15 protein-coding genes, 1 tRNA gene and 1 rRNA gene are annotated in these 16,028 nt (G+C 33.0%); 13 read left to right on the plus strand and 4 right to left on the minus strand.

Annotation, left to right across the window (positions count from 1 at the left end):
* A 16S ribosomal RNA gene (locus tag H510_RS0110880) occupies nt 1-80 on the minus strand; the annotation flags it as partial.
* A gap of 645 nt (nt 81-725) precedes the next feature.
* Between H510_RS0110880 and H510_RS0110885 the strand changes: the two genes are divergently transcribed.
* From H510_RS0110885 to H510_RS0110910, 6 genes are all read left to right on the plus strand, one after another.
* A complete protein-coding gene (locus H510_RS0110885) occupies nt 726-1,601 on the plus strand; it encodes an outer membrane protein assembly factor BamD (RefSeq protein ID WP_026904358.1) in 876 nt (291 codons plus the stop codon).
* A complete protein-coding gene (locus H510_RS0110890) occupies nt 1,585-1,917 on the plus strand; it encodes a DNA-directed RNA polymerase subunit omega (protein ID WP_026904359.1) in 333 nt (110 codons plus the stop codon). The genes H510_RS0110885 and H510_RS0110890 overlap by 17 nt, the downstream gene beginning before the upstream one ends.
* Before the next feature lie 96 nt (nt 1,918-2,013).
* On the plus strand, nt 2,014-3,207 hold the full coding sequence (gene coaBC / locus H510_RS0110895; protein WP_026904360.1) for a bifunctional phosphopantothenoylcysteine decarboxylase/phosphopantothenate--cysteine ligase CoaBC: 1,194 nt from the start codon (nt 2,014-2,016) through the stop codon (nt 3,205-3,207).
* Nucleotides 3,204-4,103, plus strand: coding sequence for a type IX secretion system protein PorD (gene porD / locus H510_RS0110900; RefSeq protein ID WP_026904361.1), 900 nt, complete (start codon nt 3,204-3,206; stop codon nt 4,101-4,103). The genes coaBC and porD overlap by 4 nt, the downstream gene beginning before the upstream one ends.
* 7 nt (nt 4,104-4,110) lie before the next feature.
* The gene (recN, locus tag H510_RS0110905; protein WP_026904362.1) at nt 4,111-5,772 is read left to right on the plus strand and encodes a DNA repair protein RecN; all 1,662 of its coding nucleotides are present in this window, start codon (nt 4,111-4,113) and stop codon (nt 5,770-5,772) included.
* 79 nt (nt 5,773-5,851) lie between these two features.
* Nucleotides 5,852-6,676, plus strand: a complete 825-nt coding sequence (locus H510_RS0110910) for an enoyl-ACP reductase FabI (protein WP_026904363.1) — start codon at nt 5,852-5,854, stop codon at nt 6,674-6,676.
* A 114-nt stretch (nt 6,677-6,790) separates the two neighbouring features.
* Here H510_RS0110910 and H510_RS0110915 read toward each other — a convergent pair whose 3' ends face one another.
* The gene (locus tag H510_RS0110915) at nt 6,791-9,814 is read right to left on the minus strand and encodes a glycosyltransferase family 117 protein (RefSeq protein ID WP_026904364.1); all 3,024 of its coding nucleotides are present in this window, start codon (nt 9,812-9,814) and stop codon (nt 6,791-6,793) included.
* A 246-nt stretch (nt 9,815-10,060) separates the two neighbouring features.
* Between H510_RS0110915 and H510_RS0110925 the strand changes: the two genes are divergently transcribed.
* The 3 genes from H510_RS0110925 (at nt 10,061) to H510_RS0110935 (ending at nt 11,723) form a co-directional block, all read left to right on the plus strand.
* Nucleotides 10,061-10,131: transfer RNA gene (locus H510_RS0110925), tRNA-Gln, on the plus strand.
* A 65-nt stretch (nt 10,132-10,196) separates the two neighbouring features.
* Nucleotides 10,197-11,132: a ribose-phosphate pyrophosphokinase gene (locus tag H510_RS0110930; RefSeq protein ID WP_026904366.1), complete on the plus strand. Its 936-nt coding sequence runs from the start codon at nt 10,197-10,199 to the stop codon at nt 11,130-11,132.
* Between the two features lie 12 nt (nt 11,133-11,144).
* Nucleotides 11,145-11,723 (plus strand): 50S ribosomal protein L25/general stress protein Ctc, encoded by a 579-nt coding sequence (locus H510_RS0110935; RefSeq protein WP_026904367.1) that lies wholly within the window; start codon nt 11,145-11,147, stop codon nt 11,721-11,723.
* A gap of 252 nt (nt 11,724-11,975) precedes the next feature.
* On the opposite strand, the gene H510_RS0110940 is transcribed toward H510_RS0110935, so the two are convergent.
* Nucleotides 11,976-12,266: a DciA family protein gene (locus H510_RS0110940; RefSeq protein WP_026904368.1), complete on the minus strand. Its 291-nt coding sequence runs from the start codon at nt 12,264-12,266 to the stop codon at nt 11,976-11,978.
* Complete coding sequence (gene recF / locus H510_RS0110945) at nt 12,253-13,362, minus strand: DNA replication/repair protein RecF (RefSeq protein WP_026904369.1); 1,110 nt, start codon at nt 13,360-13,362, stop codon at nt 12,253-12,255. The genes H510_RS0110940 and recF overlap by 14 nt, the downstream gene beginning before the upstream one ends.
* Before the next feature lie 177 nt (nt 13,363-13,539).
* Here recF and H510_RS0110950 point away from each other — a divergent pair, with 177 nt between their 5' ends.
* The 4 genes from H510_RS0110950 (at nt 13,540) to ytxJ (ending at nt 16,003) form a co-directional block, all read left to right on the plus strand.
* On the plus strand, nt 13,540-14,211 hold the full coding sequence (locus tag H510_RS0110950; RefSeq protein ID WP_026904370.1) for a YfgM family protein: 672 nt from the start codon (nt 13,540-13,542) through the stop codon (nt 14,209-14,211).
* A gap of 59 nt (nt 14,212-14,270) precedes the next feature.
* On the plus strand, nt 14,271-14,762 hold the full coding sequence (gene ribH, locus H510_RS0110955) for a 6,7-dimethyl-8-ribityllumazine synthase (protein ID WP_026904371.1): 492 nt from the start codon (nt 14,271-14,273) through the stop codon (nt 14,760-14,762).
* A gap of 186 nt (nt 14,763-14,948) precedes the next feature.
* A complete protein-coding gene (locus H510_RS0110960) occupies nt 14,949-15,680 on the plus strand; it encodes a DUF6503 family protein (RefSeq protein WP_026904372.1) in 732 nt (243 codons plus the stop codon).
* A complete protein-coding gene (gene ytxJ / locus H510_RS0110965) occupies nt 15,677-16,003 on the plus strand; it encodes a bacillithiol system redox-active protein YtxJ (RefSeq protein WP_026904373.1) in 327 nt (108 codons plus the stop codon). Before H510_RS0110960 ends, ytxJ begins: the two co-directional genes overlap by 4 nt.
* Nucleotides 16,004-16,028: the final 25 nt, after the last annotated feature.

A 16,028-nucleotide genomic window follows, 5' to 3' on the forward strand; every position in this document is an offset into this window, starting at 1 on the left:
AAGTCCCAATCCCGTTCGACTTGCATGTATTAGGCCTGCCGCTAGCGTTCATCCTGAGCCAGGATCAAACTCTCCATTGTATAATGTGGTTTGATACTAACTTTCGTTAATATTTGTTTTCTTCCGTCTCTAGGTTACTGATCTCTCAGTGTCGCTACGTTATATGATATCTTTTTAAAGAACTTCTGCGCCGCCCTTCTCAGTTTGGCTTCTATTTCCTTCCAGATAATTGCTTATCTTTCTAGTTTTTCTCTTTTATTAACTAGCTACAATCGCTGTAACTCTTCCTCCCTTTCGGGGCTGCAAAGGTAATCATTCTAATTTTATTACCAAAATGTTTTTGAAAAAATTTTCTCCTCTATTCTCTCTAGCTTCTCCCTCTATTTTCTCTAAACATCTTTCCCCTCTTTCCCTCTCTCTATTTCAAACATTCCCCCCTTGCGGGCTGCAAAGGTGCATATCTTTTTTATTTATCACAAATACTTCCTCATCTTTTTCACTAATCTAAACATAACTCTCTGATTTCCTTTATGAAAAAATTATTTTTAAGTCTTCAATTTAGCCTGCCGCACGGATAATGACGCTATATAAGTTATTTAGAACAGAGTTTATCATGCTGTTTACTGTTAAATTCTGTTAAAGAGTTACATTAAATTATTTATCTACTATATATTAGTAGTTGTTAAAAAATTGACTTGTATTATTTATTAAACTATCTTTGCAGCATGTTAAAAAATAAAGGCTTAGCATTATTGGGATTAATATTATTATTTGTAGGATTAAGCCTAAGTAGTTGTAAAAGCAAATTTGAGAAGCTTAGAACAAGTAATGATGTTGCTAAAAAGTATCAAGAGGCTATAAAACTTTATAATAAAAAAGATTATACCAAAGCATTAACTTTATTTGATGACTTAGTACAAAGGTATAGAGGAAGATCTGAGGCAGAGGATTTATACTATTATTACGCCTATACTAATTATCAATTAAAAGACTATTTATCGGCTAGATATCATTTTAAAACTTTTGCAGACACTTATCCTAGTAGTCCTAAAGCTGAAGAATGTAGATTTATGACAGCGTATTGTTACTATCTTGATTCTCCGAATTTTTCATTGGATCAAGATAATACTTATAAAGCTATAGAGTCATTGCAATTATTCATCAATATTTATCCAAGAAGTGAAAGGGTAGCGGAAGCGAGTAAATTAATTTTAGACTTGCGTGATAAGTTGGAACGTAAATCTTACGCCAATGCTAAGTTATTTTTGGATATTGGAGATTACCAGGCAGCAGTGATTGCATTTAGAAATTCTATGAAAGATTTTCCGGACACAAAGTTTGCTGAGGAGATGGAATATTTGATTATAGAAGCTCAATATCTTTACGCAAAAAATAGTAGAGAAATTAAGCAAGAAGATAGATATAATGAAGCTTTAGTTGAGTACGAGAGATTTACTGAAAAGTATCCTAATAGTGCTTATACGGAAAAAGCAAAAAAGCTTAAGGAAGACATATTAAAAGGAATAGCATTAACAAAGGAAATATTAGCTACATATTCAGAGAATAAAAAAGTAGAAAAAGAAGATGAACAACAACAATAATAAGCCTACAGTTTCTAGTACAACTGTAACCAGAGATTTAAGACAATTAGATATTGAGACTGAGAATATCTATGAGTCTTTAGTTATTATCAGTAAAAGAGCCAACCAAATTGGAGCTAACTTAAAAGAAGAGCTTCACGGTAAATTAGCTGAGTTTGCAAGCTCTAATGACAATTTAGAGGAAGTGTTTGAAAACAGAGAGCAGATTGAAATCTCTAAGCACTATGAGAGAATGCCAAAAGCTTCTTTAATTGCTATTGACGAATTTATTCATGGTAAAGTTTACCACAGAAATCCTTCTAAAGAACAAAAATAATTTGTTTTATATTTGGCTTTAGAGGCTGAGCGTTTTAGCAAAAAGCCTAAATAATTAACTCTTAAATGTTAAGAGAAATTTTAAGACTTTTTGATGATGCTTGAAGGAAAAAACATATTACTTGGCGTTTGTGGCAGTATAGCAAGTTACAAATCGGCAGAATTAACTAGATTACTTGTTAAAGCTGGTGCAAACGTCAAAATAGTAATGACTCATGATGCTAAAGCATTTATAACTCCTCTAACCTTATCTACCCTATCAAAAAATCAAGTATTTTCTACATATTATCAGGCCGATACAGGCCAGTGGAATAACCATGTTGAATTGGCTTTGTGGGCAGATTTAATATTAATTGCCCCTATCACGGCTAATACTTTAGCCAAATTTGCTTCTGGAGGATGTGATAACTTATTAAGTGCATGTTATCTGTCTGCAAAATGTCCTATTATGTTTGCTCCTGCTATGGATTTAGATATGTGGAAGCATCCATCAACCCAAAAAAATATCCAAACCTTATTAAATTACGGAAATTTTATGATTAAACCTGGCAAAGGAGAACTAGCCAGTGGTCTTTATGGAGAAGGTAGAATGGAAGAACCGGAAGCTATATATCAACAGGTCATTCATCATTTCGAGTATGAACAACTATTGAAGGGTAAACATATTTTAGTAACGGCTGGACCAACTTTTGAACCGATAGACCCTGTTAGGTTTATTGGGAATCATTCATCCGGAAAAATGGGCTTTGCTATTGCCGAGCTTTGTGCACAACTTGGTGCAAGCGTAAGTTTGATTAGTGGACCAGTAGCTTTAGAAATTTATCATCCAAATATTGAAAGGGTTACTGTAATTACAGCAGAGGATATGCTAAATGCTGTTGATTATGCTTTTGCTAACTGTGATGCTTGTATTATGAGCGCAGCAGTTGCAGATTACACTCCGCTACAGAAGGCTGAACAAAAAATAAAAAAAAATGATACCGAATTTAATATCACTCTAAAAAAAACAACTGATATTCTTCAATATTTAGGCTCTATCAAAAAAAATCAAATTTTAGTTGGTTTTGCTTTAGAAACAGAAAATGAAGAAGAACATGCTAAAATTAAATTGCAAAAGAAAAATCTAGACTTCATTGTTTTAAATTCATTAAAGGATGAAGGTGCTGGTTTTGGAGGTGATTTAAATAAAATAACCATTATTCAGAAAGATGGGGCAACAACTTATTATGATTTAAAATCAAAATCTGAAGTTGCTCAAGACATCATCAATACATTAATAAAATATTTATGAAGCATTATCTTTTTAGCTTGATACTTTGCATTACGTCTTACATGTCTTATGCTCAGGATTTAAATGCTAGGGTGCAAATATTATCTCCTCAAATTCAAAATACTAATAAAAGGCCTTTGGAAGTATTAGAAACTGCCATGTCAGATTTTCTTAACAATAGAAAATGGTGTGGAGACGAGCTTTTAGCTACAGAGAGAATAGACTGCAATTTTGTTATCAATCTTAAAGAGTGGGATGGCTCTAGTAATTTTAAAGCTGAAGCACAAATTATTAGTAGCAGACCTGTTTTTAACAGCTCCTACAATACTACTTTGTTAAGCATTAATGATAAAAATTTTGATTTCTCTTATTCAGAAGGACAACCCCTTGATTTTTCTGACCAAAATTTCATTAACAATTTAAGCTCGATGCTGGCATTTTATGCTTATGTAATTGTTGGACTTGATTATGATAGTTTTAATAAGCTAGGTGGCACTAACTATTTTAACAAAGCACAAGATGTTTTAAACAATGCGCAAAATGCTCCATTTTCTGGCTGGAAAGCTTTTGAAGGTTTGAGAAACAGGTATTGGTTAGTAGAAAATATTACAAGTAAGAATTTCTTACCGTTAAGAGAAATTATTTATGATTACCATAGAGAAGGCTTAGATATGATGGCGGAAAATGTAACAAAAGCCCGAAAAACTATTTTATCCACTTTAGCAAAGATATCTGAAATAGATAAACAAAGGCAGGGTGCTATGTTTAATCAAGCATTTTTTACTGCTAAAGCAGATGAAATTACCAATATTTTTTCAAAATCAGACCCATCTGAAAAATTAAAAGTATACAATATTTTAGTTGTTGCAGACCCCGCAAATACCAATACTTACGAAGCATTAAAAAACAACAAATAGATTAGCTATGCTAAGCAGATTACATATTAAGAATTATGCACTTATAGATTCATTAGATATTTCTTTTGATGAGCATTTAAATATTCTTACCGGAGAAACTGGGGCGGGAAAATCTATTATTTTAGGTGCTTTAGGTCTTATTTTAGGTCAAAGAGCAGAAGGTAAATACTTCTTTAACCAGCAGAAGAAATGCATTATTGAAGGTTTTTTCCGAGTAAAAAACTACCAATTAAATGGCTTTTTTGAAGAAAAAGATTTAGATTATGAAGAAGAGACCGTTCTGAGAAGAGAAATATCTTTAGATGGAAAATCAAGAGCTTTCATTAATGATACCCCGGTTAATTTAACTACGCTGAAACAAGTTGGCGAACATCTGATAGATATCCACTCTCAACATGCTACTTTAGAAATCAGTAACCAACAGTTTCAGCTATTGGTAGTGGACTTAATGGCAAATCATCAAGAATTACTTGAAAACTATAAATCATTTTATAAAACTTATAAAAAGAAAGTTAAACAACTTGATGTATTGATTGAACAAAGTGAAAAAGAAAAAGCAGAACTTGATTATTTGCAATTTCAATTTAATGAGCTTGAGCAAGCAAAACTTAGTACAGATGAGCAAGAAAATCTGGAGCAAGAGTTGCAAAGATTAAATCATGCAGAAGAGATAAAATCTAATCTTTTAAATGCTTCTACCCTATTACAAAATCAAGAAATTAATGCTTTAAGTTTAATAAAAGAAGCATCAAACCAATTACAGCAAGCTGAAAAGTATCAACAAGATATAAGCGCTTTAGGTGAAAGATTGAAAAGTTGTTTAATAGAACTAAAAGATATAGCCAATGAAGTAGAGGATTTAGAACAAACTATATCTTTTGATGAGAATAAAGCTACTTTGGTAAGTGACAGGTTAGATTTAATTTACAATTTACAAAAGAAGCATCGCGTTAGTAGTAATCAAGAACTTTTAAATTATCAGGAAGAGTTATCATCCAAACTTAATAAAATTCTTTTTGCTGATGAAGACATAGAACGCTTGCAAAAAGAGATACAAGAAGAAAAACTTACTCTTATAAAACAAGCTAAAACTATCAGCTTAAACAGAATAAATGCTATTCCTGCTATAGAAGATTATATCATCAAAATTTTAACAGAGATTGGTATGGCTAATGCCGATGTTAAGCTTGAACAATGGGTTAAAGAAGAAGATAACTTTGACCAAGATGGGATAGACCAAATCAAGTTTTTATTTAGTGCAAATAAGGGCCATCAGTTACAAGAATTGAGCAAGGTTGCTTCTGGAGGAGAGTTATCTAGGTTGATGTTGAGCATTAAATCTTTGATTGCTAAGAAAACTGCTTTACCTACCATTATTTTTGATGAGATTGATACTGGAGTATCTGGAGAAGTGGCTCATAAGGTGGGCAATATTATGGAAAAGCTAGCCGAAGATATGCAGGTAATTACGATTACGCATTTACCACAAATGGCGAGTAAAGGAAAGTCTCATTATTATGTGTACAAAGAAATAAAAGACGATTTCACTTATTCTCAGATTAAAAAACTTAACAACGAAGAACGTATTTTGGAGATAGCCAAAATGCTAAGTGGAGAACATCCAAAAGATTCTGCAATACAAAATGCCAAAGAATTATTATATGGATAAATTTCAACATCCATAAAATTTTATAATCTTTACACATTCAAATTACAAATAGGCTTAATAGCTAAAAAAGAATTAAAATATGGCTTATAATTTATTAAAAGGGAAACGTGGTATCATCACAGGTGCTTTAGACGAAAACTCTATTGCATGGAAAGTTGCTGAGAAAGCTCATGAAGAAGGCGCTACTTTTGTATTGACCAACGCTCCTATAGCAATGCGTATGGGAGAAATAAATAAACTTGCTGAGAAAACTAACTCGCAAATTATCCCGGCTGATGCAACTAGCATAGATGATTTAACGAACCTTTATACTCAGGCTCAAGAAGTTTTAGGTGGTAAAATAGATTTCGTTTTACACTCTATAGGTATGAGTGTGAATATCCGTAAAAAAATTCCTTATACTGAGTCTAACTACGAGTATTTTGCAAAAGGCATTGATGTATCTGCTATGTCTTTACATAAAATGCTTGCGGTTGCAAAAAAATTAGATGCAATAAACGAAGGTGGAAGTGTGGTTGCCTTAACTTATATGGCTGCACAACGTACTTATCCTTTCTATACCGATATGGCTGATATTAAAGCTATGTTAGAATCTATAGCCAGAAGTTTTGGTTACCATTACGGATTAGAGAAAAAAGTACGTATCAATACGGTTTCTCAATCACCAACAAAAACAACTGCAGGAACAGGAATTAAAGGTTTTGGCGATTTCTATGATTTTGCTGATAAAATTGCTCCTCTAGGTAATGCTGATGCAGAATCTTGTGCAGATTATTGTATTACCTTGTTCTCTGATTTAACCAGAATGGTTACCATGCAGAATTTATTCCATGACGGTGGTTACTCATCAACTGGTGTAAGTATGGAAGTAATGACAGCTATTGGAGCTGGCGAAGAAGGATAATGTATAAGATTAATACCAAGTAAACATAAGCAATAAAAGAAATGCCTTTAATTAAATTAGAGGCATTTCTTTTATTAAACATTTCTGTTCTTTTTATAAGGCTAGGTTTGTCTACTACCTACTCATCCCAAATTTTCTTTCATAATTACTCAACAAAGTATTTATCTCTTTATTTAGCGATGCTTCTCCATTCCGTTTGGTAATATCATCAAACTGGGCCAATACAAATAAACCAAGTTGAATATCTCTCATACCTAAGTTTTCTTTATTTTGTGTTAAGCTGTAATGATAATCTAGCTCACCTTTTATTAAATCTTTACTTTGCGCTAGCAACTTAGCCGCCTCTTGTTTCAATCCTACTTGATACATCAAATCAACCAGTTCATATTTACTAAGCGCAAAATTAGAATCATAAGTAGTATAAATAGGTAACTTATCCAAACACTCTTTTAAAACGTTTCTAGCACTATCTGTTTTGCCCTCAAATATTAAATTTCTAGCTAACTCTGTAAATTTATTTACAGATAAGTAGACCATTTTGGTTGATTCAGGGTCTAAATAAGACGCTGTTTTCATGTTACCCCAAATAAATTTACTCATCATATTTTGATACATAGCAGTGGTATTTACCACATCAGTTTCTGATAATGGATTATTATCATTGATCACTGCTTTGTTTTTAGGCAATAATCTTAAGGCAAAACCTTCATTATATAAGTATTTATCTAAGCCAAAGAAATTGCTGCTAGGCACAGTAAACGCGAAATAAATAGGACGCTCCCATTTGTTATGAATCAAGATATCCAAAAATGCCAATTGACCTTTTGTAATATAATTTCCTGGAAACTGCCATTCTAAAGCAGGAACAATTTCTGCCGCATTACTTAAGGTTTTTGTCTTTAAAACCTCATCTGCATTTACAGTAAGTTTAAAATTCTTGGTAGGCAAGAAGTTTTCTTGCTTACCGCTTTGATATTGAACTTTAGCTTCCGGATTATCTGAAGTAATAAATTCAAAGATATCACTCAATTCTTGATTTCCTGTAAGATTAAAATCCTGATAAAAAAGCACATCACGTGTACCAGTTACATAAGCTGATGAATCCATCGTGATAGGTAATGGTTGTGAAGCATTAAAAGGCTTTCTTAATTGGTTGATATACCAATCTGTATCAAATAAGCTTAAATTTACTATTCTTACATCAGGTCTAAAATTCTCAACCTCTTGTACATACCATAAAGGATAAGTATCGTTGTCTCCGTAAGTAAATAAGATGGCATTAGGGGCGCAACTATTTAAATAATTTTTTGCCAAGTCTCTTGCGGTAGTTTTCCCAGATCTATCATGATCATCCCACTCTTCGCTTGCCATTAATACTGGAGCTGCCAGCAAACAAACCACAGTTGCCAAAGCACCAGCAGTTTTAGCATTGAAGAATTTACTCAACCACTCGCTAATGGCAAATACACCCAAACCTATCCAAATGGCAAATGCATAAAAAGAACCTGCATAAGCATAATCTCTTTCACGCGGTTGGTTTGGTGTTTGATTTAGATATAAAACAATAGCTAAACCTGTAAAGAAAAATAATAAAGCTACAACACCAGCATCTTTTTGATTACGTTTAAAGTGCCAGAAGGCGCCTAGAATCCCTAAAATAAGAGGTAAAAAGTATAATTTATTATTGGCCTTATTTTCTGTCATGCTTTTAGGTAGGTTATTTTGGTCGCCTAAACGTAAAGCATCAAGAGGTTTTATGCCACTTATCCAATTACCTTTGGTATAATCTCCAATTCCTTGCTCATCGTTTTGCCTTCCAGCAAAATTCCATAAGAAATAACGCATATACATAAACCCGACCTGATACGTACTAAAAAAGCCGATATTATGTTTAAAACTAGGACTTTCATCAGGTCCCATATCTAACCAATCACGATAAACGGCAACGTGGTTTCCTTCCTCACTATAAACTCTTGGAAATAATGTATTTCTATCATAAACATAAGATTGTTTCTTGCCTGTTACCTCATATTTATCATTGCCCTTACGATAGCTTGTTGAACCCTCTTTGGAATCTATAACTTTACTATCAAAGTATTGCCCGTATAACAGAGGTCTATCACCATACTGCTCTCTGTTTAAATAACCCAATAAAGCAAATACATTTTCAGGATCGCTATTATTTAAATTGGTATCAGCTTTAGCCCTAATCACAATCATAGCATAAGAGCTGTAACCAAAAATGATAAGTAAAAAAGAGAGAACCGCTAAATTTAAAACTGGCTTGCTTTTTTGAACAGAATAGTAAAGCAGCCAAGCCACAGCTCCAACAATAAGGAAAGCAAAAAAGATAACACCGGTACCAAAGCCCATACCTAGTGTATTTACAAAGAACAAATCGAAATTTGCAGCAAATTTTACTAAATATTGGATGATACCATATTGGATAAAACCTAAAACAACCACACCAATAATTAAAGCTATAAAGGTACCTTTGGTAGTAGCTTGCTTTGTTCTTCTAAAATAATAAATAACCGCCATAGCAGGTATCACTAAAAGATTTAGCAAGTGAATACCAATAGATAAACCCATGATGTAGGCTATAAATAACAGCCATTTATCTGCCTGAGGTTCATCTGCATGGGCATCCCATTTTAAAATGGCCCAAAAAACCACTGCTGTAGAAAGCGATGACATCGCATAAACTTCTGCCTCAACTGCTGAAAACCAAAACGTATCAGAAAAAGTATAAGCTAATGCACCTACCAAACCTGCTCCCATAATGGTAATAAGCTGTGCCAATGTAGGTTCTTGCTTTCCTGGCATTACAACTTTCTTTGCTAAGGCTGTTATTGTCCAGAAGAGGAATAAAATAGTTGCCGCACTAGATAAAGCAGAACTCATATTCACCCAAAAAGCTATCTTATCCTCGCTGCCAGCAAAAAGACTAAAAATTCTTCCAATCATTAAAAATAAAGGAGCGCCAGGCTGGTGTACTACTTGTAATCTATACGCTGCAGAGATAAACTCTCCGCAATCCCAATAACTTGAAGTTGGTTCTAATGTTAAGGTATAAACCACCGCAGCTACTAAAAAGCTAAACCAACCCAGTAAATTATTAATCTTCTTATAGGTCATTTTCTATTTAAATTGATTCTTTATTGGCCGAAAATAACTATTTGAAATGAATAAAACAGGACTTTAACAAATATTAACCAGCTACTAAGGTTTATTTCGCCCTGAATTACCACTATAAAACAAGCAGTTACACTTTTTATTATTTTGATAGCTAAAGCATCTTTAAAAATTTTAAAAAAAATTTGCATGCTTTCTGTATTGAGGCTATATTTGCATTCCATTTCGGGAATACTTGAAATTGGAGATTGCCTGATAGTATAATGGTAGTACGACGGTTTTTGGTACCGTTTGTCTAGGTTCGAATCCTGGTCGGGCAACTAAAAATTAAAATCAGATTGTGAAAGTCACAATCTGATTTTTTTTAAAATCGAATCGAAAGCTCATGCCTTCTAATCCAGTAAAACTCTTTTCAGGATCTGCAACAAGAACTCTTGCTGATAAAATTGCTAAGTCGTACGGAAAAGAACTCGGAGATATTAAGCTATCTCGTTTTTCAGATGGCGAAATTCAACCTTCTTTCGATGAATCTATCAGAGGTTGTGATGTTTTCCTAGTACAATCTACCTGCCAACCAAATGATAATCTTTTTGAGTTATTGATGATGATAGATGCTGCTAAAAGAGCATCGGCACATTATATCAATGTGATTATCCCTTATTTTGGTTATGCTCGTCAGGATAGAAAAGATAAACCCAGAGTAGCCATTGGCGCTAAACTAGTGGCTAATTTATTAACTGCCGCTGGTGCACACCGTGTCATGACTATGGATTTACACGCAGCACAAATACAAGCATTTTTTGATATCCCGGTAGACCACTTAGATGCAGCTGTTATTTTTGTCCCATACATTAAAAGTTTAGGGTTAGAAAATTTAACCATTGCTTCGCCAGATATGGGAGGCTCTTACAGAGCTCGTTTATTTGCAAAATTCTTTAATGCTGAGGTGGTTATTTGTGATAAGAGAAGAAAAAGAGCGAACGAAATAGAATCAATGTCTATCATTGGCGATGTAACTGGCCAAGATATCGTTTTAATTGACGACATTTGCGACACTGCCGGCACCTTATCCAAAGCAGCAGCTTTAATTATGGAAAAAGGAGCTAAAAGTGTAAGAGCTGTTTGTACGCATGCTGTATTGTCTGGCAACGCGTATGAAACCATAGAAAACTCGGCTTTAACAGAAATTATTGTTACAGACACTATCCCTGTTAAAAAAGAGAGTAGTAAAATTAAAGTATTATCAACTGCAGACTTATTTGCGAAAGCCATTACTAACGTAAACGAGCATGCATCAATTAGTGAACTTTTTAAAATTTAATATATAACAAACATGAAATCAATCGCAATTAGCGGTTCTCCAAGAGAGAACGTAGGGAAACGCGACGCTAAGGAGCTTCGTTACTCGGGTAAAGTGCCAGCTGTATTATACGGCGGAAAAGAGCAAATTCACTTTGCTGTTGAAGCACCATCATTAAGAGATTTAGTTTACACTCCAGACGTAAACTTTGCCGAATTAGAAATTGCTGGTAAAAAAACCAAAGCTATTTTAAAAGAAATTCAGTTTCATCCATTAACAGAGCAAATCTTACACGTAGATTTCTTGCAGTTATTTGATGATAAAAAAGTAACTATGGAAATCCCTGTAAAATTAACTGGTACTTCTCCAGGTGTTAAGATGGGTGGTAAATTAGTTCAAAAGTTACGTAAATTAAAAGTTAACGCTTTGCCTAAAGATATGCCTCAATACGTTGAAGTTTCTTTAGAGCCTTTAGAAGTAGGTAAATCTACTCGTGTTCGTGATTTAAAACCAGAAGGATATAGCATTACCAATGTTGGTGAAGATACTATTGTTTCTGTAATTATGTCTAGAGCTTTAAAACAAGCAGAGCAAGAAGCTAACAAAAAATAATTAGCTTTAAGAATTGAAGAAAGACTGTCGCTTGGCAGTCTTTTTTTGTTTATAATAGAAATATACAGATTTTAAGCATGCAAATTTTAGAGAAGAAATACCTGCTATTCTTTTTCGTAGTATTAATTGTTTCGCCTTTGATAGGAATACTTTTATTCCAAGAAAAGCTAAACAGTGTGTTTTTGGCGAGAGCTTTTTTTACTGCTTGTTTAAGTACTTTGATATTTTTCTTTATCAGTAAAAGAAAATAAATTATAGAAAAACGATATCCGATACCACCTCAGCCCCTGTCTTCTCATTTAGGCTTTCTAAAATTTTTGAGCGCATCATTACCAACTCATTCTTTACCACAGATGATTCTATCCTAACAAAAAGCTTTTTATCTCTGATATAAATTTCTTTAGTTCTATTAGCCACGGCCTTACCTACCACAGCTTCCCAAGAAGAAACAGCAAAAGTTTCATCATATTTACCTTTTAACCGATAAGCTTTTAGCATCTGCTCTAATGCCTCTTTTAAGGTTTTATCATTAGTTCTGCTCATTACGGATGATTTGATTTTCTATTGTAAATAAATTAAGCTTAACATTTATCGCATTGAAAATAGCTTTTAACCTTTCGGGATTAGTATCGGTAATAAAAATTTGTCCAAAATCATCTTCGGAAACCATTTTCATTAATTTGGTTATTCTCTTATCGTCTAACTTATCAAAAATATCATCTAATAACAATAAGGGTTTGTAGCCTTTTTGTTGATTAAGGAAACTATATTTTGCCAATTTTAAAGCTATCAGGAAGGACTTCTGTTGCCCCTGAGAGCCAAATTTCTTAAGTGGCATACCGTGTATAGTAAATTGCAATTCGTCTTTATGGATACCTACTGTGGTTCTTTGTAAAATTTTATCTTTTTCTGCTGCACTCTTTAATAAAGTATCAAAATCACCATTTAACAACATCGAGTCGTAAGTTAATGAAACTTGTTCTGCATCATCACTTAAATATTGATAATGTTCGTTAAAAATACTGGTAAAAGACTCCATAAACTGCTTTCTTTTCTCAAAAATCTTCATTCCAGAGTTTACCAGCTGTTCATCAAAAATTTCTAGTAAAGTTGGGTCATACCTTCCTGTTTCTGCAATCCTTTTTAATAAGGCATTTCTGTTGAGTAAGCTTTTATTGTAAGTAATTAATTCATCCAAATAATGATGATCTGTTTGAGAAATCACATTATCTATAAATTTTCTACGTTCCTCGCTCCCATCTAAAATTAAACTGATATCATTTGGAGAAATCATTACTAAAGGAAATAAGCCAATATGGTCTGCCAACCTTGTATACTCCTTCTTATTTCTTTTAAACTGTTTTTTTTGATTTTTCTTTACACCACAAGCAATAAATTCCTCTTGATTATCCTTATCAAATTTCCCTTGTATCATAAACAAGTCTCTGTCTTGTTTAATTTGCTGACTATCAATTGGATTGAAATAACTTTTACACAGCGACAAATAATGTATGGCATCTAGTAAATTTGTTTTACCTGCTCCGTTATCACCCGTAAAAGCATTTGCACCGTCAGAGAAAACTAGCTCTGCCTCGTCATAGTTTTTAAAATTTACAAGTGAAAGATTTTTCAAGTACATATAACAAAGTTAACTATCTAAGGCTTCTTCACTGTATTATTATTAAAGAATTTACCTTCAAAAAATCCTTTTAAAGTATAGTAATTGAATATTAGTGAATTATATCGTAATTATTTAAATATAAGAGTTGTTGTTTTTAATGAAAACACTATTTTTGCAATCTTTAATAAAACCAAAATGTCGAACACACAGATTGATAGTACACCAGAAGTAGCAAGTTCTTTAGGTAAAACAGGAAGCTTCATTCAAGAAAACCGTAAAAGTCTTCTTATTATAGGTGGTGCTGTAGTAGGATTAATATTATTATTTTTTGCTTATCAAAAGTTTTATTTGGCTCCAAGAGAAACGGATGCTTTAAACCAAATCTATAAAGCACAACAGTATTGGGAACAAAAAGACTGGGATAAAGCTATAAAAGGTGATGGTAATTTCCCTGGTTTTGAGAAAATCATAGAAGAATATGACAATACAAAATCGGCCAATCTGGCTTATTATTATTTAGGAATAGCTTATTTAAACAAGGGTGAGTTCCAGAAAGCAGCAGACAACTTAACCAACTATAGCGGTTCTGATGAAGTTATAGCTCCTTTGGCACTTGGTGGTGCTGGTGATGCTTTTGTTGAGTTGAAGCAATATGATAAGGCCATTACTTATTATAACAAAGCAATTTCTAAAGGTAATAACCAATTTGCTGCTCCTATCTATCTTAAAAAACTAGGTTTAGTTTATGAGGAGCAAAAAGATTTTAAATCTGCTTTAGAAACCTATAATAAAATTAAAAATGATTTTCCTGAGAGTACTGTAGCTTTTAACATTGATATGTATATAGCTAGAGTAGAAGGAAAATAGTTATATAAAGGAAATTCACATCAGGTTAGCTTTAATGGCTAACCTTTTTTTTTGATATTATGGCAAGTCACTTAAAAAATTTATCAGATTTTTCTCATACAACAGTACCATCAGCTAAACCTTTCCGTTTCGGTATTGTGGTAGCAGCATGGAATGCAGAGGTAACAGGGAAATTATACCAAGGAGCTTATGACTCTTTACTTAAATATGGTGCAGAAGAAGAAAATATTGTCTCTGTTGAAGTTGCAGGCAGCTATGAGTTGATTGCTGGCGCAGATATTTTGCTAAGTAAACAACAATTAGACGCAGTCATTTGCTTAGGCTGTGTAATACAAGGCGAAACCCGACATTTTGATTTCATCTGTAATGCTGTGGCTAATGGAATTGCAGAAGTAGGTATTAAACATACAAAACCTGTTATTTTTGGTGTATTAACTACGGATAACCAAGAACAAGCTTTAGACAGAGCTGGAGGTAAGCATGGCAACAAAGGTGACGAGGCTGCTATTACTGCAATAAAAATTGCAGATATGGCTAAGAGTTTAAAATAATTATATTAGCTTTACATAAATTTATATATTGTAGATTTATCAATGAAGAAATTTGTCTTTATAGCATTAGTTTTAATTGCAAGCATCACGATTCTAGAATCTTGTTCTTCTAAACTTTGCCCAGCTTATAGTTCTTATCCTCAGGCTAGAGGAAGAAGATAATCCTTAATCCTTTAAAATTTTAATATGAAAAAATTATTTTTTTCATGCCTTTTTATTGCCTTGTGCTTAACTGCTTTAGCACAAGATAAAAATGTTGTGATTGATAAAATTTGGACTGCTATTGGCGGCAAGCAAAACTTTGAGAAGAGTAGATACATACAGTTTACCTTTGAAGTTAAGCGAAATGATAAGATTGCAACATCAAGAAACCATTTATGGGACCGCTATACTGGCAACTATAGATTTGAGCAAACCAACAATGACAAGAAACAAGTAATCTTGTTTAACATCAATACAAAAAAAGGTAAAGCTTATGAAAATGGTGTTCTTTTAAGCGACTCTTTAAATGAAGCTGCTATAAAAAAAGCTTATGCTTCTTATATTAATGATACTTATTGGTTGTTGGTGCCTTCTAAAATTGAAGACCCTGGTGTAAATACCACTTTGATAGCTAATGAAACTATAGATGGTAAAGAGTATCAGGTACTGAATTTGAATTTTGACAAAGTTGGTTTAACACCTGGCGACCAATACTGGCTTTATATTAACCCTGCCAATGGCGAAATAGAAAAATGGAAGTTCTTGCTACAAAATCAAAAAAATGCTAATATTTTTAACTGGTCTCCTTACGTAGAAATAGGGAACGGGGTAAAATTATCTACTAGCAAAACAAATAATAGTAATAACTCAACCATTTCTTTCCCAAATACTAAAGTTTTGCAGAAAGTTAATCAACAAATATTTATAAAACCATGAACTGGATTAATTTAGAGAGCGAAGAACAATTAAACGAGATAAAAAATAAACAAGGGAATAGTGTTATTTTTAAGCATAGTACCAGATGTTCTATCAGTATGATGGCGAAGAAAAGACTGGATATGGATGGAGATATTGTTCCTGAAAATTTATCTTGTTATTACTTAGACCTTTTAAATTACAGAAATATCTCTAACCAAATTGCTGATTTATTTCAGGTTCATCATGAATCTCCTCAATTACTGCTTATTCAAAATGGAGCGTGTATTTTAGATCAATCTCATGGAGAAATCAATCTGGAAGAAGTTGTTGAAATGATATAACAATTTTGATGCACACTTTTGCAGA

This window comes from Pedobacter glucosidilyticus DSM 23534, assembly GCF_000425145.1.
Taxonomy (GTDB): Bacteria; Bacteroidota; Bacteroidia; order Sphingobacteriales; family Sphingobacteriaceae; genus Pseudopedobacter; species Pseudopedobacter glucosidilyticus.